18 protein-coding genes are annotated in these 20328 nt (G+C 45.0%); 13 read left to right on the forward strand and 5 right to left on the reverse strand.

Annotated features, from left to right (window positions below):
* Positions 1-82: 82 nt before the first annotated feature.
* Both QUA80_RS03235 and QUA80_RS03240 read left to right on the forward strand, forming a co-directional pair.
* Complete coding sequence (locus tag QUA80_RS03235; RefSeq protein WP_333421360.1) at positions 83-1450, forward strand: NAD-dependent succinate-semialdehyde dehydrogenase; 1368 nt, start codon at positions 83-85, stop codon at positions 1448-1450.
* Positions 1451-1582: 132 nt separating this feature from the next.
* Entirely contained in the window at positions 1583-3220 is a 1638-nt protein-coding gene (locus QUA80_RS03240; RefSeq protein ID WP_445302196.1) for an acetolactate synthase large subunit, read from the forward strand.
* On the opposite strand, the gene QUA80_RS03245 is transcribed toward QUA80_RS03240, so the two are convergent.
* From QUA80_RS03245 to QUA80_RS03255, 3 genes are all read right to left on the reverse strand, one after another.
* Positions 3187-3432, reverse strand: coding sequence for a hypothetical protein (locus QUA80_RS03245; RefSeq protein WP_333421362.1), 246 nt, complete (start codon positions 3430-3432; stop codon positions 3187-3189). The genes QUA80_RS03240 and QUA80_RS03245 overlap by 34 nt on opposite strands.
* Positions 3432-5060 carry a GTPase gene (locus tag QUA80_RS03250; RefSeq protein WP_333421364.1) on the reverse strand — a complete coding sequence of 543 codons (1629 nt, stop codon included), beginning with the start codon at positions 5058-5060 and terminating at the stop codon, positions 3432-3434. Before QUA80_RS03250 ends, QUA80_RS03245 begins: the two co-directional genes overlap by 1 nt.
* A gap of 122 nt (positions 5061-5182) precedes the next feature.
* Entirely contained in the window at positions 5183-7717 is a 2535-nt protein-coding gene (locus QUA80_RS03255) for a GTPase (protein ID WP_333421366.1), read from the reverse strand.
* 346 nt (positions 7718-8063) lie between these two features.
* Between QUA80_RS03255 and QUA80_RS03260 the strand changes: the two genes are divergently transcribed.
* The 10 genes from QUA80_RS03260 to QUA80_RS03305 all read left to right on the forward strand — a co-directional run bounded on the left by QUA80_RS03260 (position 8064) and on the right by QUA80_RS03305 (position 17851).
* The gene (locus QUA80_RS03260; protein WP_333421368.1) at positions 8064-8423 is read left to right on the forward strand and encodes a hypothetical protein; all 360 of its coding nucleotides are present in this window, start codon (positions 8064-8066) and stop codon (positions 8421-8423) included.
* A gap of 114 nt (positions 8424-8537) precedes the next feature.
* On the forward strand, positions 8538-8972 hold the full coding sequence (locus QUA80_RS03265) for a ferritin-like domain-containing protein (protein ID WP_333238873.1): 435 nt from the start codon (positions 8538-8540) through the stop codon (positions 8970-8972).
* A 226-nt stretch (positions 8973-9198) separates the two neighbouring features.
* Positions 9199-10155, forward strand: coding sequence for an FTR1 family protein (locus QUA80_RS03270; RefSeq protein WP_333421369.1), 957 nt, complete (start codon positions 9199-9201; stop codon positions 10153-10155).
* Between the two features lie 712 nt (positions 10156-10867).
* The gene (locus tag QUA80_RS03275; protein WP_333238960.1) at positions 10868-11605 is read left to right on the forward strand and encodes a response regulator transcription factor; all 738 of its coding nucleotides are present in this window, start codon (positions 10868-10870) and stop codon (positions 11603-11605) included.
* Between the two features lie 387 nt (positions 11606-11992).
* Positions 11993-13063 carry a chlorophyll a/b binding light-harvesting protein gene (locus QUA80_RS03280; protein ID WP_333421538.1) on the forward strand — a complete coding sequence of 357 codons (1071 nt, stop codon included), beginning with the start codon at positions 11993-11995 and terminating at the stop codon, positions 13061-13063.
* 22 nt (positions 13064-13085) lie between these two features.
* Positions 13086-14576: a chlorophyll a/b binding light-harvesting protein gene (locus tag QUA80_RS03285; protein ID WP_333421371.1), complete on the forward strand. Its 1491-nt coding sequence runs from the start codon at positions 13086-13088 to the stop codon at positions 14574-14576.
* Between the two features lie 137 nt (positions 14577-14713).
* Positions 14714-15748 carry a chlorophyll a/b binding light-harvesting protein gene (locus QUA80_RS03290; RefSeq protein ID WP_333421373.1) on the forward strand — a complete coding sequence of 345 codons (1035 nt, stop codon included), beginning with the start codon at positions 14714-14716 and terminating at the stop codon, positions 15746-15748.
* Positions 15749-15856: 108 nt separating this feature from the next.
* Entirely contained in the window at positions 15857-16822 is a 966-nt protein-coding gene (locus tag QUA80_RS03295; protein WP_333421375.1) for a chlorophyll a/b binding light-harvesting protein, read from the forward strand.
* A 98-nt stretch (positions 16823-16920) separates the two neighbouring features.
* Positions 16921-17259 (forward strand): hypothetical protein, encoded by a 339-nt coding sequence (locus QUA80_RS03300; RefSeq protein WP_333421377.1) that lies wholly within the window; start codon positions 16921-16923, stop codon positions 17257-17259.
* Positions 17260-17335: 76 nt separating this feature from the next.
* On the forward strand, positions 17336-17851 hold the full coding sequence (locus tag QUA80_RS03305; protein WP_333421378.1) for a transcriptional repressor: 516 nt from the start codon (positions 17336-17338) through the stop codon (positions 17849-17851).
* Positions 17852-18098: 247 nt separating this feature from the next.
* On the opposite strand, the gene QUA80_RS03310 is transcribed toward QUA80_RS03305, so the two are convergent.
* Both QUA80_RS03310 and QUA80_RS03315 read right to left on the reverse strand, forming a co-directional pair.
* Complete coding sequence (locus QUA80_RS03310) at positions 18099-18950, reverse strand: Npun_R2479 family HD domain-containing metalloprotein (protein WP_333421380.1); 852 nt, start codon at positions 18948-18950, stop codon at positions 18099-18101.
* Positions 18951-19154: 204 nt separating this feature from the next.
* Positions 19155-19358 (reverse strand): hypothetical protein, encoded by a 204-nt coding sequence (locus QUA80_RS03315; protein ID WP_333421382.1) that lies wholly within the window; start codon positions 19356-19358, stop codon positions 19155-19157.
* Between the two features lie 454 nt (positions 19359-19812).
* Between QUA80_RS03315 and rpsL the strand changes: the two genes are divergently transcribed.
* Positions 19813-20193 carry a 30S ribosomal protein S12 gene (gene rpsL, locus QUA80_RS03320; RefSeq protein WP_006632197.1) on the forward strand — a complete coding sequence of 127 codons (381 nt, stop codon included), beginning with the start codon at positions 19813-19815 and terminating at the stop codon, positions 20191-20193.
* Positions 20194-20328 lie beyond the last annotated feature (135 nt).

A 20328-nucleotide genomic window follows, 5' to 3' on the forward strand; every position in this document is an offset into this window, starting at 1 on the left:
ATTTTGTAATACCTTGATACAACTCCCTGCCTAGGCTGAAAACTAGCAGGGAGTTTTGTGTTTTTCACACAGGAGATGAACAATGGCTATTGCTACTATCAACCCAGCAACGGGAGAAACGCTGAAAACTTTCGAGCCGATCGCGGATGAGGCAATAGAAGCTAAGCTGGAATTAGCACAGCAAGCTTTTAAAAAATACCGCCAACTGCCTTTTGAACAGAGAGCTCTGTGGATGCAGAAAGCTGCGGATATCTTGGAGCGCGATCGCGAAATTTACGCTGAAATGATGACCCTGGAAATGGGCAAAACCCTCAAATCTGCGATCGGCGAAGTGGAAAAATGCGCCTTAGTTTGTCGGTATTACGCCAAAAATGCCGCTCAATTTATGGCAGACGTACCGGCAGCCACCGACGCTAGCAGCAGCTTTGTCCGCTACCAACCGCTGGGCCCTATTTTAGCCGTTATGCCGTGGAATTTCCCATTTTGGCAAGTTTTTCGGTTTGCGGCGCCGGCGCTGATGGCGGGCAATGTGGGCTTGCTCAAACACGCTTCCAACGTGCCTCAGTGCGCTTTGAAAATCGAAGAAATTTTTACGCTTGCTGGCTTTCCCGAAGGAGTTTTTCAAACTTTGTTAGTCGGCGCCGACAAAGTAGCCGATATCGTTGCGGACGATCGTATAAAAGCAGCAACTCTCACCGGTAGCGAAGCAGCGGGTGAAAGTTTGGCAGCAAATGCGGGCAAAAATTTGAAAAAAGTAGTGCTGGAATTGGGAGGAAGCGACCCATTTATTGTGATGCCCAGCGCCGATATAGCAGCAGCTTTATCAACTGCTGTGACATCGCGGATGCTGAATAACGGTCAATCTTGTATAGGCGCAAAACGCTTTATTTTAGCTGAAGAAATCGCCGACGAATTTATCACAGGATTTGTCGAAAAATTCAAGCTATTAAAAGTAGGCGATCCGATGTTGCCCGAAACCGATATCGGCCCTTTGGCTACCCCCACAATTCTCAAAGACTTGGACAATCAAGTGCAAGCTTGCATCCAATCGGGAGCAAAACTTCTAACAGGCGGCCGCCCACTGTCTGAGAAAGCAGGCAATTTCTACTTGCCAACTATTCTGGCAGACATTCCTCCGGATGCTGCGGCGCGTCAAGAAGAGTTTTTCGGCCCGGTAGCTTTATTATTCCGAGTTGCAGGCATCGATGAGGCGATCGCCCTCGCAAACAGCACATCTTTTGGCTTGGGTGCGGCAGCTTGGACGACAGTAAATTCAGAGAGCGATCGCTTTATTTCCGAACTAGAGGCCGGCGCGGTATTCATCAACGGTTTAGTAAAATCCGACCCGAGATTGCCCTTCGGCGGCATCAAACGCTCCGGTTACGGACGCGAATTGAGCATCCAAGGAATTCACGAATTTGTTAACATTAAAACAGTGTGGGTAAAATAAGCGCGCACTCAGTCAACTTCTGGCAAAACTCTAAATTCATCCGCGTTTGTCGGCGGTTATCAATTAAAAATTAGTATTTTTACGAGAAGTTGACGAAGACAAAAATACCCACTTACCGAGGAAAAAACGGAAATGAACACTGCTCAACTTTTGGTCAAATGTTTAGAAAATGAAGGCGTAGAATACGTCTTCGGACTTCCCGGAGAAGAAAATTTAGAAGTTCTAGAAGCCCTGAGAAACTCTTCAATTAAATTTATTACTACTCGCCACGAACAAGGCGCAGCTTTCATGGCCGACGTTTACGGCCGTCTCACCGGCAAAGCCGGCGTTTGCTTGTCCACCTTGGGCCCCGGCGCAACTAACTTAATGACAGGAGTTGCTGACGCCAACTTAGACGGCGCTCCTTTAATAGCAATTACCGGACAAGTCGGCACGGACAGAATGCACATAGAATCGCACCAATATTTAGATTTGGTTGCCATGTTTGCGCCAGTTACTAAGTGGAACGCTCAAATTGTCAGACCCAGTACGACGCCAGAAATTGTCCGCAAAGCCTTTAAAGTAGCTCAAAGTGAAAAGCCCGGTGCAGTTCACATTGACTTGCCTGAAAACATCGCAGCAATGGTTGTTGAAGGAAATCCGCTCGGCAAAGACAACCGCGAAAAAACTTTTGGCGCTTACCAAAGTCTGAATAAAGCTGCTGTGGCAATTTCCAAGGCAAAAAGTCCTTTACTTCTAGTAGGAAATGGCACGATTCGGGCTAATGCCAGCGATGCTTTGACAGAATTTGCGACTCGATTAAATATCCCTGTAGCTAATACTTTTATGGGCAAAGGTGTGATTCCTTACACTCATCCTTTGGCACTTTGGACGACGGGATTGCAAAAACGGGATTACATTAGCTGTGCTTTTGAAGAAACGGATTTAGTTATTGCTGTTGGCTACGATTTGATTGAATATTCCCCGAAAAAGTGGAATCCAGACGGCAAAATTCCGATTATTCACATTGGAGCTCTGCCAGCCGAAATTGATAGCAGTTATATTCCTCTTGTAGAAGTTGTGGGGGATATTTCTGATTCGCTAAATGAAATTTTGCAGCGTGCAGATCGCATGGAGAAAACCGATCCTTTTGCTAAGCAATTGCGGGCGGACATTCGCGCTGGGTACGAACAATATGCAGCCGACGACGGTTTCCCGATCAAGCCGCAAAAAATTATTTACGATTTGCGGCAAGTAATGGGCCCGGAAGATATTGTCATATCTGATGTGGGAGCTCACAAAATGTGGATCGCGCGGCACTATCACTGCGATCGCCCAAATACCTGTTTAATCTCCAACGGATTTGCGGCGATGGGAATTGCGATTCCCGGTGCGGTGGCAGCAAAACTCGTTTATCCCGATCGCAAAGTAGTAGCAGCCACTGGAGACGGCGGCTTTATGATGAATTGTCAAGAGTTAGAAACTGCTTTGCGCGTCGGCACTAATTTTGTTACTCTCATATTTAATGACGGCGGTTACGGCTTAATTGAATGGAAGCAGGAAGATTATTTCGGTCATTCAGATTTCATCAAGTTTGGCAATCCCGACTTTGTAAAATTTGCCGAAAGTATGGGTTTAAAAGGCTATCGAGTTGAATCTACAAGTGATTTAATTCCCATCCTCAAAGAAGCCCTTGCTCAAGATGTTCCTTGCGTGATTGACTGTCCGGTTGACTACCGGGAAAATGCGCGTTTCAGTCAATTATCTGGGGATATGAGTTGCAATTTGTAAGCGTAGCCAGAAATCAGGAAACGGCCATGCCGTTTCCCTACGATTAATCTGGGGATGGTTAGATTCTTAAACTGGGGGGAATGATTGTTTTGGGGTAGGGAAATGGCATTGCGGTTTCCTCCATCGCCGTCTTGTTCATGCTTATACCGATCGCCCTTAAATCCGGCTTTGTGACAAATTGCGACGTAAGGGCGATCGCGCTTTTTCAACATCAAGTATTCGGATTAGCTGTTGCCTTAGTGATGTACTGGATAATCGCGTCAAAATCCTTACGGATTTCTGCCAGTTTTTGAACCCAAGTATTAGAAGCAGAAATCGCTTCCTCTTCCTTCTGACGAGCGGCTGCAATTTGCTTCTCAATCTCTCCGTAAACCTGTTGTTCAAATTCAAAGAGCTGTATTTCAATTTGATTTTCCAAGTCTTTTGCTATTGATTGAAATTGACTCGTAATATCGCGACGGACATCAGACATTTGCCTTTCTCGCTCATGTTCTTGTCGCATTTGTAAAATATCTACTCCTACCGAAACAAGTGCTAGAGCCGGCCCCAGGAATTTAGCAGCATTGCCGATGTTTTTGGCCATACCAACCGCCTGCCAAGGCTTAAACTTAAAGCCGACAAATTTTCCCACAGTCACAACACCTTGATGTAGACCGCTTCCTGCTACATCTATAGAACGTAGGAATCCTTGTTCAGCAGCGGTTTTTGCAAAACTCCTCGATGCCAAAGTGGTCAGCTTCACCCCGGCCGTCTCACCAATGCTTTTAAGCAAGTTAACTTGGCTTTTTAATCGCTCCACATCCATACCAGCCCCCAGATTTTGGGCTGATATATTTTGATTTTTATCTAGGCAAGCAACAAAACTCTTGACTAGATCACCTTCTAGCACTTTTTCAACCTCCTGCCGGATATCCTTGACTGCTACATTAACAACTTCTTGTAGTTTGGTTTCTGCTTTCTCATAGTGCTTCTGGACATTCAGTTCAGCTTGTTTATTCAGCCTTTCAAAATTCTGATCGCCTATTGCTGCGGCAAGAGTGTTGCCTTCGCTAGCAACTCCTGAAGACATCTCCAGGGCTATATTTTTAACCTTGGTTCGCAGGCGATCGCGCTCTTTACGCACTGTGCGAGATAATCGTGTCAGCAATTCAAAAAAAGCAGAGTCTTCGCTAGAGTTGCGAGTAAAGCTCAACTGAGCATCATCAACACAGCTTAGAGCAATTCGGACGGGTGTATCAAAACGAGCAAGGGAGCTTCGACGCTCTACAAACTGATTGAGAGCATCAATAAAAGTTGGAAATCGGCTGATTTCCGTCAGAAAATCATCTTTATCATCAATGCCTTCACAGTAGTCTTTGGCATCGATAAAGCAGATCGGAAATTCATCAAGACTGTAAGGCTTCAGTGCCTCCGCAAGACTTGTGCGGTAGTTGGCAATTTTTTGCTCTTCTTCTCCTGCTTCATCAGACATTTTATTGATGACCAACATCATTTTCCAGCGATAGCCTTTTTCATAGGCTAACTTCTTGAAATTCTCTGCTGTCAGTGAGTCAAAGAGCATATAGGTGAGGCAGAAAACCAGCAAGTCTGATTTGTTGATTGCCTCATAAGTAATCTCATCGTGATCTTGGCGGTCTGTAAAAAGTCCAGGCGTATCAATTAGCTTGATGCCGTTCCAGTCATAATTGGTAGTTTTATCAGTAGCAATATCAGCATCAATACGGATATCGCGCCGTCCTGTCAATGCAGAAATGATGGTTGATTTACCTGCACTGTACTGACCAACAAAAGCTACCCCGAGAATCCCCTGCTCTCGATACTCTTTTAATTCATCTCGCACTTTTTTGCGGATAGCTGTTAGTTCGGCTGTGTTTCCATGAGCCAGTAAATTGTCAAACTTTACTAGCGTCTTCTTGAAATAAGCACCAACATCGGCAGCTTTAAAGTTGGGGTTGTTCTGAGTCATGGTAGTTTAGTCCTTAATTTGGGAGATTTGAGATTGCTAAAGGAAATATCCTCTTGAAGGATGTGTTTGATATCGTCTAGTGATTTTAGTGGTTGTACTTGGGATTTTGTTACAATCTTCATACTACGTCCGAAATCTCGTTCAACTTTATAAATAGTTTGCTTGATACCTTGAACAGTCAAGGGTTCCTGTTGTTCAGTAGACCAGTCAATGATTCGCTTGGCATAAGCACGATTTAGATAACTTGCTGTATCTGATAACTTGTGTTTTGCTTCTTCAAGCTGAGTCGCGATCGCCTCTAGTCCTCCAATCAATTCTTCAAAATAGATGTTGATGTTTGTGGTAACAGAATCAGAATACTTACCAAAGTCACTCTGAGCCTGCTGTAGAGTATTTTGCCTCTGAGTGTTGAGCTGAGTTTCCAATGAAGTAGAGATATTTATAACAGCCTCACGGCGCTTTTCATCCTTGGATTTGAAAAGTTCTGTCATCATGCTAAAAATAGCCGTTACAATGCCTATAGCGAGACCAACAGGAGGGGCAACGAATAACCCTATAACAGTTCCTGCTATCCCTAGAATGCTTCCACCAATTCGCACAAAATCTCGAAAATTGTTTGAATCTTGCTCCGTAAAGCTGAAATTGCCGATCTCAAGCTGAGATATTAGCTGTAATTCATTTCCTAATTCCTCAAGAACTTCCTGAACTTCCTGATTGAATTTCCTGCTAGTCTCTTGATAAGCTATTTTTAAACGATCTTCAAATCGAAGTGCTTTTAGTTTTTGTTCCCATCCCAGCTTCATCGCAATTTCATTAGAGTTCCAATGGTCTTCGGCAAAGGATGGTATAGCATTGATAGTATCTTGAAAAATGCTATCTATTTGTTGCCATAAAGAGTCTTTCGTATCCTTAGCTGCTTTTCGGATGTCCTTTTGGATTTCCTCGCGTTTATTTTTCAGTGTCTCTGTCAATTTTTCATAGACTAAAGCTTGTTGATTCACCCATTTATTAGGATGATCGATTGCACCTACGGTAGAACCAAGCAGAGTTTGAGAGCGACGAATTGCCCCATGATTAACCAGAGATACACGGATTGAATCCAGAAATTTCTCCATCCGGCTTGCTTTAAAAAGCTCCTGTTTCTTCTTTGCGTGTTCTGGTTCACGGGAAAGCTGCGCCGCTAACAGCATCACAGGAATAATATCCAAGTAGTCATTAGCATAATGCTGTTTAGCGTAACGGCGGATACGTTTAATGTGCCCACCAATACCGCTTTGACCCTCCATAACAAACTCTTTATCTGGGTTCTGTAAGAAATGCTCCAACCGTCGAGGATCGCTCAGATTTTTCTTGATATTCAGCAGAATAATTAGTGGCTTAGCTTTTTCCTTCAATAATCGTAAGAAAGCAAACTCACTTTCTTGGATACTGTCATTTGTCACCACATAACAAATCACATCTGACTCGTCGATAATACTTTTAGCAATTTCTTCATCACTTTTGCCACCCGGAGCGCCAATCCCAGGAGTATCAATGATGCGGATATTCTTCCACTCACACACCCGATTCAACCTAGTTGTGCGCTGCTTGCCTACACCGATCGCATCCCATCCATCATCTGTAACTATGGCATGAAGAGTGCTTTTTCCCGCCTTAGTTCTGCCCATAAAAGTGATGCTGAAATGATTGAGAGCGCGTTCCTTGGCACGAAGTGACTCCCGCACGTTCTCTATTTCTTTAATAATCTCGGCACTCAGAGAGTTTCTAGTATCCTCAAGTTGCTTGGCGACTTCCTTAGCAGTGGTAGCTTGACCTTTACTACCTGTTTTATGTTTGATGTCTTCGATAGCCACTTTAATATTTTTTTCCAACTTGGAAAGAGCTTTATCAGCACTTTCAAGCGCCCCTTCAGCAAATTTGTAATCTTCATCGGCGATGACTGCACACTGACGAATTGCCTCGTCATATTCTGGCCCCGTTAACAGGATTTCCCGTCGTAGTTGCTCGACTTTTTGCTCGCTCCCAGTGAGCTTTGCTAAATTATCCACCAATGCGCGTGAAAGGAGAGAATCAGCCCCTGCAAGGAAACGCGCACCGAAAGAGACTTTCTGTTTTTGGTTGTGTTCGCCTATGAATCGGGTATCAGTGAAGGCTCCTGCTTCTGCCAACTGTCGCTGTACTTCTCCCGTTGGCCAGTTCCAAATCCTTGCTACTTGTTCGGCCATCTCCCGCTCTAATACCGAACAGAAACCGTCAACATAGGCGATCGCCAACATTTGCGACATGGCCTCACTTTGCTCACCGGGCGACACTTTCGCAGCTAAATCCTCTACAGAAAGCTGACTTTCTTCTTGAGCTAGAATTTTTTCCATCTCAGCGAGAGTGCGCTCAGAAGCGCCGATCTGCGTTGCTAGTTCGCGTAGTGCTTTCGACTCTTCACTGTGAATCTGCTGATCCGCACATACCATGTGCGTGACTAATAGGAATGGGTAGTCTAGGTGTTCCGGGGTTGTTGAGCTTAGGTCAGACATTTTAACTTACTCAATATTTGGATTGGTCACTGATTAAGGCAATAGACTGGCACTCTCGACAGATGTTATGGCCGAAAAAACGATTTTAAATGCTAGTTCCCATTTCATATATTTTGCGTTTTTTTGTATACAATATAACTGAATTATTTTTTGGCTGATTGTTGGTTTATCTGTTTTTTGTCTTAAGTATAAATTGTTTCCTAATATTTAAAGGTATTAATAATAAAATAAAACTGTTAAAACACAGTGGATTAGGTATGATAATTTTTCCTAAGTTTGAAATGCGAGCTTTGCTTTTTTGGCATTTTTATATCATATTTAGCATCGTAATTACGGAAAAAGCGCTGTGCCTGTATCAGCCGCCCAGCAAGAAGTTCAGATGCTATATCAAACCAATCAGACAGCAGAAATTACGGATCGGGTAAAGCTAGAGGAGTTAACCGGGACAGTCTACGATCGCATAAATCAGACTTGGCAAACTAGCCCTACCTTCACTCAAAATATAGTCTATAGGGTCAGCGTCAGTCAAGAGGGGGCGATCGACAATTTCGATCCCCTCAATCAACCAGCCAAGGATTACACCCAAAAAACTCCTTTGCCACATCTGCTCAAATCTGCCGAGACTAGCAACAGCAACAGTGCAGCACCAGTCGCTAAGTTTACTGTAGTATTTGCTCCTACTCGAACCTTAGAAGTTAACCCCTAACTCACATACAACACCTATCAGGTAAGGTAGACAGTGCGACTTACTTTTACTTTTTAACTTAAATGTGATAATATAAGCAGCGGCCTGTAAGGTATTCTACATCTAAAACTACAAATGAAAGAACTTGACGAGAAAAAAACCCAAGAACTGCTATGCACCATCATGGAATGGGAACTAGCAGGAGTCGTGCGCTACACCCATTATGCACTCATGGTGACAGGGCCAAACCGGATTCCCATCGTACAGTTTTTTAAAGCACAAGCAACCGAATCCCTACTCCACGCCCAACAAGCCGGAGAAATTTTAACAGGTTTAGAAGGGCATCCCACCCAAAAAATTGCTACGATCGAAGAAACCTACAAACACTCGGTAAAAGACCTTTTGGAAGAAAGTCTAAATCACGAAAAAAAAGCGCTCAAAAAGTATAAATCTTTACTTGAAGTAGTGACCAACGCCAGCGTTTATCTGGAAGAATATGCCCGCAGTTTGATTGGACAAGAAGAATTGCACCAAGTAGAACTAAAAAAAATGCTGCGGGATTTTAGTTAAGGGAAGTAATACTCCGCCGTCCTTAATTTATTAGTCCTTAGTTACTCCCGAACCGTCTTAAGAATACCTGCTCCTTCTCTTTTTTCTATTCCTTTGCGACAAGAGCGCTAACGCGCCGCTCTGCGTAACGCGACGAAAGCGGTTCAATAATTTGATATTTGGCTAGCGCTCAAATAAAAGTTGCTAAGGACTTAAGGACTAACTACAAATTAGCAGTTATCAAAAAATGAACTTTAGTGAAGCCATCCCAACTTTTGTAATTACCCTCCGCGAAGGCGTTGAAGCCGCCTTAGTCGTAGGAATTGTCCTAGCTTGCTTAAAAAAATCAGAGCAAAGTCACCTCAATTCTTGGGTTTATACAGGTATCGCAGCCGGCATTGCTGCTAGCGCTTGTGTAGCTGCATTATTCAATCAGTTGTTCGACGCGCTCTCAACATCAAATCAGCCTTACGCACCAGTAATTAAGCAACTGTTTGAAGGTTCTCTGGGAATTGTTGCCATAGCAATGCTAAGCTGGATGCTAATTTGGATGACTCAGCAAGCGCGCTTTCTCAAAGCAGAAGTTGAAGGAGCAGTTACAGCAGCTTTGACAGAAAATACCAATGCCGGGTGGGGCATATTTGGCTTAATTTTTATTGCGGTACTGCGCGAAGGTTTTGAAACAGTTATATTTGTCAGCGCTCAGTTTCAACAAGGTTTGAGTCCCGCTTTGGGAGCTTTGGGCGGCTTGACTGGGGCGGCAATCATTGGCGCGCTACTATTCAAGTGGGGTGTCAAAATTGATCTCCGTCAGTTTTTCAAGTTTATGGGGATTTTGTTGCTGCTAATTGTAGCCGGTTTAGCAGTATCTGCACTCAAACATTTTGACCAAGCCGCTGCCATTTTGTCGCAGATGGATAGCAAGTATGCAGCGATTTGTGTTTATTTCGATCGCTCTGCAGACATCCACTCTTGTATTTTAGGGCCGATGGTGTGGAATGCAGCGGCAATTTTGCCCGATCGCCAATTTCCGGGAATCGTTCTTAAATCACTATTTGGATACAGAGATCGACTCTATCTTTTGCAAGCTGTTGGTTATATACTATTCTTAGTAACAGTCGGCGGTATTTACTTCCAAAAATTAGGCGGTAAGACAACTGTTCCGAGCAAAAATCCTCAGTCTTTCCAAGAGCCAACTAGCTAGTTTTCAGTATCTGTGCAGGCATTTTCTAGGCAGTTTCTCGATAGTTATATGCCAGATGCTACGGAGATCGCAAAATTTGCTTGACTTGGCAAAATTTGACCCAAAATTTTAGGGTTTTGAGATTGACTTTCCCTATCAGAGATGATAAGATTTAATTATCGAAATATGATACTTTAAAAATCATTAATCATATTCCAAGTATTAAACTGTACAGTCAAAAGTTAAAAAAAGCAAGCGCCAACAGTCAAAAATTTTTTTATCTAATTTTATCTAAATTTAACAAATAGGTTAAAAAGTTTTATAATTTTTACGTGATTGACGGTCGGAAACCTTGAACTCAAAGGAAAACACTATGTCAGGTCGCGGAGACAAAGCAAGCTTGATGGCGAAACAGCTCGATCGGCTAATTTGCCAGCAAACGACGGCGAGTTGGCTCTAAAATCTCAAATGGAATGACAGTCGCCACCTGTGAAAGCTCGTGCATCCTGCTAAAGCTCAAGCGGCCGATCGCGATCGCATCAACCCCAGACCAGATTTATGGCAAACACCTTTCTAATAAGGTCTCCTAGCCCTTATAATTAGTACAATAATATTTACATACCTCACAAAGTTCTTAATGAAGCTTAAAATTAAAAAATTGTTCGTTAAAGTTACCTGGAAGCCCCAGAAGGCTGTAGCCTCCACCATCTGGTTAGCGGTGAGATAAATAATGATGCCCCGGATACTTGTTATTGATGATGACGCGGCGATCGCCGAACTCGTAGCCGTCAACCTAGAAATGGCTGGCTACGAAGTCACCCAAGCTGAAGACGGCATCAAAGGTCAGGCACTAGCCATACAACTGCTTCCCGACCTGATCGTGCTAGATCTGATGCTGCCTAGAGTAGACGGATTCACCGTATGTCAGCGGTTGCGGCGCGACGATCGCACAGCCGACATTCCCGTCTTGATGTTGACAGCCTTAAGTCAAACCCAAGACAAAGTAGAAGGCTTCAACTCCGGCGCGGACGACTACCTGACTAAACCCTTTGAACTAGAAGAGATGCTAGCGCGAGTGCGAGCCCTGCTGAGGCGCACAGACCGCATCCCCCAAGCTGCCAAACACTCAGAAATCCTGAATTACGGCCCGCTGACCCTTGTCCCCGAAAGGTTTGAAGCTGTTTGGTACGTTCAGACAGTCAAACTGACCCACCTAGAGTTCGAGTTGCTCCACTGCTTGCTCCAGCGCCACGGTCAAACAGTCTCTCCCAGCGAAATTCTCAAAGAAGTCTGGGGTTACGACCCCGACGACGACATCGAAACAATTCGCGTACACATCAGACACCTAAGAACCAAGATGGAACCCGATCCCCGCCACCCTCGGTACATAAAAACCGTATACGGGGCCGGCTATTGTCTGGAATTACCAAGCAACGAGCAAGTAGCCGAAGAAACCAAATCCTCTGCTTGAACTAGCACGCCAGATACAATAAGGAACTAAAAATCTAGCTAAACAAGCCTGAGAGCATTTGCTCTCAGGCTTTTGATTTGAAATGTCCAGGCCACTCAAGGGCAGCACTTTAATAAAATACTTTATCAATAAATCTATAAATATTTACTGACTGTCAACCTAGACGAGTAATAAAGCTTGTGGGAGCCGATCGCTCAAAACCCCCTCAAAAATTAGCTGTAAGCTCTTTTGGGCGAGTGGTTTACATATTTTTACAAAAAATAATGAAAAAAATTATCAAAAAGACTTGACTAAGCAAGCAAAATTGTTGATTATCTATATCAATAAGCTGCACGAGCTTAAGACTCAACTGACATCTTTCTCAAGAGGTAACTCGCCGTGACAAGCATGGCCAAAAAATCCTTCCCAGCCGAAGGAGAAACCTTTCCCTGGTGGGCCGGGAACGCACGCTTAATTAACCTTTCCGGTCGTTTGCTGGGCGCTCACGTCGCCCACTCCGGCCCGATCGTCCTCTGGGCGGGAGCCTACACTCTGTTTGAACTTTCCCGCTTCAATCGAGAATTGCCCATGTACGAACAAGGCTTAATTCTGCTGCCCAACCTAGCCAGACTCGGCTTGGGCGTCGGTGCCGGAGGCAAAATTGTCGATACCTATCCGTACTTCGCCGTTGGCGCGATTCACCTAATCAGCTCAGCCTTTCTCGGCTTCGGCGGCATCTTCCACTCCCTCAAAGGGCCAGAAACCCTCGAAGAAAGAACTCCTTTCTTCGGCTACAGATGGGAAGACAAAGACAAAATGACCACCATCTTGGGCGTCCACCTAATTTTGTTAGGTATCGGTGCTTTCTTGTTGGTGGCCAAAGCTATGTATTTCGGTGGTTTATATGATACCACAGTCGGGCAAGTGCGGGTAACTTCGGAACCCACACTCAACCCCGCTGTCATTTTCGGCTACCTGTTCGGTGCAGGCGGCAAACACTGGCTCGCCGCAGTTGACAACCTCGAAGATGTTGTCGGCGGCCATATCTGGGTAGGAATCCTCTGCATAGTCGGCGGCCTGTGGCACATTCGCACCCAGCCTTTTGCTTGGACGGAGCGCCTTTTCATCTGGTCAGGAGAAGCTTACCTCTCCTACAGTCTCGGCGCATTAGCCTTAATGGGCTTCATCGCCACCTACTTTGTGTCGGTCAACACCCTAGTTTACCCAGAGGAATTCTACGGGCCGGCCCTAAAAATTGGCTTCGAGCAATTTCCCTACTTCCACAACCAAGGAATGCTGACCTCCCGCGTCTGGTTGGCTAACACCCACTTCTGGCTCGCCTTCTTCGTCCTGCAAGGACATATGTGGCACGCCCTGCGAGCCGCAGGATTTGACTTCCGCCGAGGCAAAGTCGTGGAGCCAATGCGCGAAGACATCCAGCCAGGGGGCGAAGGAATTGCAGCCAGTCCAGCCAGTTAACCGCATCAGGAGGAAAGCAAAAATGCAAGGAATAGCAGATCCGAATTTAATTCCAGAACCGGACAACCCACAAAGCGAGTACGGCTGGTGGGCCGGCAACGCCCGCTTCATTGACCTTTCAGGGCGAATTTTGGGAGCTCACGTAGCTCACGCAGGTTTAATCGTACTCTGGGCCGGGGCAATGACCCTGTTTGAACTCTCGAATTTCAACCCAGAGTTGCCGATGTACAACCAAGGTTTAATACTGCTGCCGCACTTGGCAAGTTTGGGTTTTGGAGTAGGAAAAGCAGGTCAAATTATTGATACCTATCCCTACTACGTCATCGGAGTTTTGCATCTAATTAGCTCTACCGTTCTCGGTGCAGGCGGGCTTTACCATTCCTTGCTCGGCCCGAAAGTATTGCCGCAAAACAAAACTTTCTTCGGTTCTTTCGGCTACGACTGGGAAGACAAAGACAAGATGACAACCATCATCGGCATTCACCTATTGCTGTTAGGTGCTGGTGCTTGGTTGTTAGTAGCAAAAGCCTTATTTTGGGGCGGTCTTTACGATCCCCACGTTGCTGACGTGCGGATAATTAGCGAACCGACACTCAATCCCGCCCGCATTTTTAGCTATCTCTTGCCCGTACACGGCCCGGAAGGAATGGCAGCAGTTGACAACTTAGAAGATGTTGTCGGCGGTCACATTTATGTTGGCTTGCTCTGCATTCTTGGCGGTTTCTGGCATATCTTTACCAAGCCTTTTATTTGGGCCGAGCGAGTGCTGTTTTGGTCTGGTGAAGCTTACCTCTCTTACAGTTTGGGCGCTCTGGCTTACATGGGCTTTTTGGCAGCCTACTTCGTGACTGTAAATGACACGGTTTATCCAGAGGTTTTCTACGGCCCTGTGGGTTTGACCGATCCAGATGCAGCGGTTGTTTCTTCGCGGACTTGGCTGGCAACAACTCACTTTGTCTTGGCGATTTTGGCACTTTCCGGTCACATCTGGCACGCGCTGCGGGTTCGGACAAAAGCAGCAGGGTTTGATTTTCGCTCGGGCGAATTTGTAACGGCAACTGCCAGCAATGTTAAAAAGTCCGATCGGGTTCAAGCTCAACCCGCAGCAGCAGTAAGTTTTTCCGATATGACTGTAACTTTTTTGCGGAATTTGCCGATTTATCGCAAAGGATTGTCTCCCATAGTCAGGGGATTAGAAGTTAGTTTGGCTCACGGCTATTTCCTAGTAGGAGCTTTTGCAGTATTGCTGCCTTTGCAAGAAAAAGGTTTAGCACCGCTGGCAGCATTGCTGATAACTCTGGCATTAGTCTTGATTTTGGCAATAGGCCTCTCCATTTACGAAAATCGGAACATCGAAACCGGTAAAGTTCTTTACTGGCACAAAACGCCGGAAGATTGGAGTTTATTCCGGGGCGGTTTGGTGATGGGGGGTACTAGCGGAGCTTTCCTTGCCTATTTGCTGCTAGACAATTTTGCTGGCATTGATGCAATTTTCAGAGGTGTTGTGAACTGAGTTCAAATCCGCAATGCTAAATAACCGGGTTTCTGCTTGCTAGGCACTTTCTAATACATTCCAGAAATCCGGTTTCTCTTCAAGTATTAGCTCAATTTATGTCACACCAGACAAATACAACAAGGAAATACAAAACGATGCAAACTTACGACAATCCAAACGTTAAATATGACTGGTGGGCCGGCAACGCCCGCTTCGCCAATCTTTCGGGATATTTCATTGCCGCTCACGTCGCTCAAGCAGCTTTAATTACTTTCTGGGCCGGAGCATTTACTCTGTTTGAACTGTCTCGCTACAACCCAGCCATCCCTATGGGCGAACAGGGGTTAATTTTGCTGCCCCACTTAGCTACTCTCGGTTTAGGTGTAGGATCTGGCGGCAACATTGTGGATACTTATCCGTATTTTGTAGTCGGAATTGTCCACCTTATTTCATCTGCTGTTTTAGGTGCCGGTGCTTTATTTCACACCTTTAAAGCGCCTAAAAATTTGAAAGATGCTAAAGGTCTGGCCGCCAAGTTCCACTTTGAATGGGAAGACCCTAAAAAGTTGAGTTTCATCTTAGGACACCACCTGATTTTCCTGGGCGCGGGCGCGCTGCTGCTGGTAGCAAAAGCAATGTTTTGGGGCGGTTTATACGACTCGACAATTCACGAAGTCCGCACTGTTGTGAGTCCTACTCTCGATCCGTTAGTTATCTACGGCTACCAAACTCATTTTGCCAGTGTTGACAATTTGGAAGATTTAGTTGGCGGTCACATTTATGTCGGCATTATGCTGATTCTGGGCGGCGTTTGGCACATCGTTAAAGAGCCTTTCCCTTGGGTGAAGAGAGTGTTGCTTTTCTCTGGAGAAGCTATTCTGTCTTACTCTCTCGGCGGGATTGCTTTAGCAGGGTTTACAGCAGCTTATTTCTGTGCGGTTAATACTTTGGCTTATCCCGTTGAATTCTACGGGCCTGTCCTAGATGTCAAGCTTGGTGTTAGCCCTTATTTTGCAGATACGATCGAACTGCCGATGGGCGCTCACACTCCCCGCTGCTGGCTGGCAAATTCTCATTTCTTCTTGGCTTTCTTCTTCTTGCAAGGTCATTTGTGGCACGCTTTGCGGGCGATTGGCTTCAATTTCAAGCAAGTTGAAACTTCTTTGAATGCGGTGGGAACTGAGTCGTAATACTTAAGAATGTGCAGGGTAAATTTTTCTCCTGCACAGACTGCGGCGGGAAATAATACTCAAGTTATTAATTGCCCGCATAGCTATAATTTTACGAGGTAAAAAACTGTGACAATTGCTAGCATTAACGACTTTGGAAGAGATGAAACGAATTTTAAGCGGTGGGTTGGTAATGCCCGCTTAACTGATTTGTCGGGAAGATTGTTGGGTGCTCATGTCGCTCACGCGGGTTTGATTATGTTTTGGGCGGGAGCAACTACTATTTCGGAAGTTACTCGCTTTGTACCAAACATACCAATGTACGAGCAAAACCTCACTTTACTGCCGCATTTAGCAACTTTAGGTTGGGGTGTTGGTGCTGGGGGTGCGGTGATTGATACTTATTCTTATTTTGCGATCGGCATATTGCATTTAGTTGCATCGGCTGTTTTGGGTGCGGGAGGTCTTTTTTATGTGTTCCGCGGCCCTGCGATTTTACACAACGGCGACGAAATTGCTGCTCTGTTTCACTATGAATGGAATGATGCTAAAAAGCTGGAATTTATTTTGGGAAGTCACTTAATTGTTTTGGGATTAGGTGCTTTTTTGCTAGTGATGAAAGCGATGAAATTTGGGGGAATTGATGATAGTGTAATTGGCGATGTCCGCCTGATTACTAATCCTAATTTGAATCCGGAAACAATTTTTTGCTATCTGTTTGGATTTGCTAACGGCGGCTGGACCATCCAGGGAATTGCTGCTGTTAATAATTTGGAGGATGTTATTGGTGGTCGCATTTGGATTGGTGCAATGTTAATCGCAGGTGGCGTGTGGCACACTGGCGTTGAGCCTTTTCTTTGGGCAAAGCGACTTTTAATTATTAATGCCGATGCTATTCTTGCTTACAGTTTGGGGGGTTTGGCTTTTATTGCTTTTATTTCCTGTGCTTTTGCGGGATATAACACGACTGTTTATCCTGTAGAATTCTATGGGAGCGATCGGCTCGCATTGACAAATGCACAATTTTTCTTGGGTATAATAGCGCTTGCCGGTCACATTTGGCACGCTTTTCGCGCCCGGCTTAATATAAGCTGAATGCAATTTAAGTAAGATAAGCAAGAAACAAAGTTAAAGTTTTTTGCTTAAATTACATCAGTTTTGGATTTGTATGTACCAAGAGATAAAATTAGTCTATGAGTGTTTTTATTTGCTGTTTCTGTATCGTGACTGTGATAGTTCTGTTTTTGTGGAGTGTTGCAGTAGCGCTGCGAGAAGGGGTCTATCAAATTCGGCGACTGCATCAAATTCCGTGTTCGGATTGCGAGTTTTTTACTAATGACTACCGCCTCAAGTGTACTGTGCGGCCGTGCGTTGCTTGTACTGAGGAGGCGATCGGCTGTACTGACTTTGAACCGAAAACTTGTTTAGCCAATTCTTGTCAGCAACATTGCTCAAAGTTTCACAAAGCTTACAGAGAAATACCGACAACTAATCCTCCAGTTACACCTTTATTAACAGGGATAAGTAGCTAGAGCCATTAATGATGAATCACGAAATTCTTCTTTCTTCACGAAATCTTTCTTACTTCTTTTTTATTTCGTCACGAATATGAATTTATACAGCGCAAACTCACTCAAAGTCGAACTCAATCAGAGAGGCTGCCGCCTGACTCCCCAGCGAGAAACTATTTTGAGTGTCTTTCAAAATCTGGGGCAAGGTCATCATTTAAGTGCGGAAGAATTATACAAGACGTTGCAGAATCAAGGAGAAAGAATAGGCTTGTCTACAGTCTACAGAACGCTGCATTTATTAGCAAGGATAGGGATTTTACGTGAACTAGAATTAGCAGAAGGGCACAAACATTATGAACTGAATTTGCCGGAATTGCACCACCACCACCATCTGGTTTGCATTCAGTGTCACAAAACTTTTGAATTTAGCGATGAATCAATTTTAAGAATTGGCAAAAAGCAAGTAGAAAAAGCTGGTGTCGAACTGCTTGACTGTCAATTAACTGTGCGAGCTGTTTGTTTGGAAGCGCTGCGGGAGGGATGGCCTTCTTTGGTGCCGAGCAATTGGTTGTGTCCGAGATATCATTCAGAAATTGAGGACAAAATTAGTTGAGTTGGATGAAATACACTGCGGTAATGAGGAATTGGTAATTGGTAATTGGTAATTCTTTAAACTCAGGTACCGCCATAGCGTTGCAAGGAATGCTTTAGCAAAGTGATTGTCGGGAAAGCAATCTCACGCATTCCAAACTCGCCGTCTTTCCGTTCCCTTAATAGGGTTGCCAGGAATGTTAACTAAGCAATTATTAGGAAAGCAATCTCACGCATTCCAAACTTGCTGCCTTTCCCTCCTCTTTCCGTCAAGCAACCTCAGAATCGCAACGTTGGTGTTCCATCCGAAATACATTAGCATACAAACTAGCAACAATCTGTTTGCCTTCCTGCGTCAATTGCAAGTAATCTAGAGATTCGCTAATGTGAGGATAAATGCCAGTCCAGTAAAACTTAGAGTAGCTTTGCAGCAAGTCGCCCGGATGTCGATAGCCCAAAACTTTAGTAGCACCGCTTTCTTCCAACTCGTAAAACAGCGCGCCAATTTTCTGCAAATATTGAGGGTTGCTAAGCTGACCTATCAAGTCAGCACCGCGAACTAAACTAAAGTAATTAACTGCATTCTCGTCAGTCTTACCGTCGAGCACCGAGAAACGAGTCTGTTCTATGTTATGCTTAATGATCTCAGAATTAATTAGCTTGTGGTTGCCGAAGCGCTCGTCAATGAACAGTTTTGCTCTGTCAACTCGGTAAGGAGCTAGGCTGGCCGCTGTTGCACCGGGAGCAAGTGCAATTCTCATGCCATCTTTTCCCGTAGCATACAATCCTTCCGATGCTTTGTCTTGCCGGCAAACTCCTTTGACATATCCGATGTCTTGGCACAGCAGAGAAATGATGTAGTGCAGCCAATCTTCGCAGGAGACTCCGCCCTTGCGAATGTGTTTTCCCCGCAAGATTTCTTGACCGACTAAGGTAATGCAAATGGCGTGTTCTACATTGTGATAAAGAGCGTCGCTGTTGGCAATGTTTTCTAATGCCATTGCGCCCACCCAGGCAATAATGTCAGCGTAGTCTGATTTGTACCCTCCGTAAGTGCGGCTGTACCCGTTCTGAAGTTGTGCGATGAAAGCCTCGATCAGCAGTTCTGTAGAATTAAACATACCCAGTCCTTTTACCTTAATATTGCTTTTCAAGAACGGTGAAGCTATTTGGGAGTCCTCTAATTTTATGGATGAGATTTTAGCTGACAACTCATGCACTCTGTGTGGGTGGTGAGATGTCTGCGGCAATCTCAAAACTCATTGACGCTACGCCTGGGAAGTCACGAAGCAATCTACCGCCAGCACTCAAAACTCCCAACCAACTCAGTCCATCACTGACACCCATCCCCGCCGCACTGCATAGAGCAGCCTGCTGACAATTTTTCGATCGTCTGAACTTTTTAAACTCTGAGAATTAATTGCGTTTTGAATTTGGTGTAACACAGTCCGATCGATCTTACCTGATTTCCAAATATTCAAGTAAAGTTCGGAAATTCCATATTCAGAAATATAAGCTTTGGTTGTCATCTGCCGTCAACTTAATGTATATTTCTTATTCTCGGGCAATTTTAGATAACTTTATGTGATGTCGATCGGCTAGAGACTGTGATGCGATCGCCGGCTGGAGTGAATGGGCGTCTCCAAACAAAGGCAATTTGCTCGAAATATCGCGCTCTTTCGATCGCCGTATGTTTTGCTAAGGACTCTGACAATCATCATAGTTATGCCTAAACTATAGGATTTCACATACCATTCGCCCGTTGTGCTCGCCCCCGGACAACTTGCAGCAACGAAGGAAGTTTGAGCGCCCGGCGTGTAAATTTCTTGCCAAAGAAACTCCCGTCGTGTACAATATAGAGTCTGGTATCCTCACTTACCCATAATTATCATTCATCCCGTCCCCCCAGAGGGGAAGGGACTTTCAGTGCGGATGCAGCCAAATCACTTTATATTCAGCAAAAAGCTAGAAATGCCGTAACTCATGCCCACTATTCAGCAACTCATCCGTTCAGCACGGGAACAAACGCAGAAAAAAACCAAATCGCCAGCTCTCAAGAGTTGCCCCCAGCGCCGCGGAGTTTGCACCAGAGTGTACACGACCACCCCGAAAAAACCCAACTCGGCGCTGCGGAAGGTGGCTCGGGTAAGGCTGACCTCTGGTTTTGAAGTCACCGCCTACATCCCAGGGATCGGTCACAACCTGCAAGAACACTCGGTAGTCATGATCCGGGGCGGTCGGGTAAAAGATTTGCCCGGAGTTAGATACCACATCATTCGCGGTACATTAGACACCGCTGGGGTGAAAGACCGCAAGCAGGGTCGTTCCAAATACGGGGCCAAGCGTCCTAAAGAGAAAAAATAACACGGATCTCGCCCGATCGTCGGAGTTGGGAAGCAAAAATAAATTCGATCGCGCCGCTCAATAGTACGCTCGACCGTCATAGATCGAGATCCGATCCCAAAACCCCAAACTCAATCATTCAAAATCAAAAATCCC

Origin of the sequence: Microcoleus sp. F4-D5 (assembly GCF_036704885.1) — a bacterium.
Classification (GTDB): domain Bacteria; phylum Cyanobacteriota; class Cyanobacteriia; order Cyanobacteriales; family Microcoleaceae; genus Microcoleus.

Excerpts from the sequence above, each read along its gene's own strand:
- QUA80_RS03235 (WP_333421360.1), top strand. The coding sequence starts at position 83 with ATGGCTATTGCTACTATCAACCCAGCAACGGGAGAAACGCTGAAAACT.
- QUA80_RS03240 (WP_445302196.1), top strand. The coding sequence starts at position 1,583 with ATGAACACTGCTCAACTTTTGGTCAAATGTTTAGAAAATGAAGGCGTA.
- QUA80_RS03245 (WP_333421362.1), bottom strand. The coding sequence starts at position 3,432 with ATGTTGAAAAAGCGCGATCGCCCTTACGTCGCAATTTGTCACAAAGCC.
- QUA80_RS03255 (WP_333421366.1), bottom strand. The coding sequence starts at position 7,717 with ATGTCTGACCTAAGCTCAACAACCCCGGAACACCTAGACTACCCATTC.
- QUA80_RS03265 (WP_333238873.1), top strand. The coding sequence starts at position 8,538 with ATGAAAGAACTTGACGAGAAAAAAACCCAAGAACTGCTATGCACCATC.
- QUA80_RS03270 (WP_333421369.1), top strand. The coding sequence starts at position 9,199 with ATGAACTTTAGTGAAGCCATCCCAACTTTTGTAATTACCCTCCGCGAA.
- QUA80_RS03275 (WP_333238960.1), top strand. The coding sequence starts at position 10,868 with ATGCCCCGGATACTTGTTATTGATGATGACGCGGCGATCGCCGAACTC.
- QUA80_RS03280 (WP_333421538.1), top strand. The coding sequence starts at position 11,993 with ATGGCCAAAAAATCCTTCCCAGCCGAAGGAGAAACCTTTCCCTGGTGG.
- QUA80_RS03285 (WP_333421371.1), top strand. The coding sequence starts at position 13,086 with ATGCAAGGAATAGCAGATCCGAATTTAATTCCAGAACCGGACAACCCA.
- QUA80_RS03290 (WP_333421373.1), top strand. The coding sequence starts at position 14,714 with ATGCAAACTTACGACAATCCAAACGTTAAATATGACTGGTGGGCCGGC.
- QUA80_RS03300 (WP_333421377.1), top strand. The coding sequence starts at position 16,921 with ATGAGTGTTTTTATTTGCTGTTTCTGTATCGTGACTGTGATAGTTCTG.
- QUA80_RS03305 (WP_333421378.1), top strand. The coding sequence starts at position 17,336 with ATGAATTTATACAGCGCAAACTCACTCAAAGTCGAACTCAATCAGAGA.
- QUA80_RS03310 (WP_333421380.1), bottom strand. The coding sequence starts at position 18,950 with ATGTTTAATTCTACAGAACTGCTGATCGAGGCTTTCATCGCACAACTT.
- QUA80_RS03315 (WP_333421382.1), bottom strand. The coding sequence starts at position 19,358 with ATGACAACCAAAGCTTATATTTCTGAATATGGAATTTCCGAACTTTAC.
- rpsL (WP_006632197.1), top strand. The coding sequence starts at position 19,813 with ATGCCCACTATTCAGCAACTCATCCGTTCAGCACGGGAACAAACGCAG.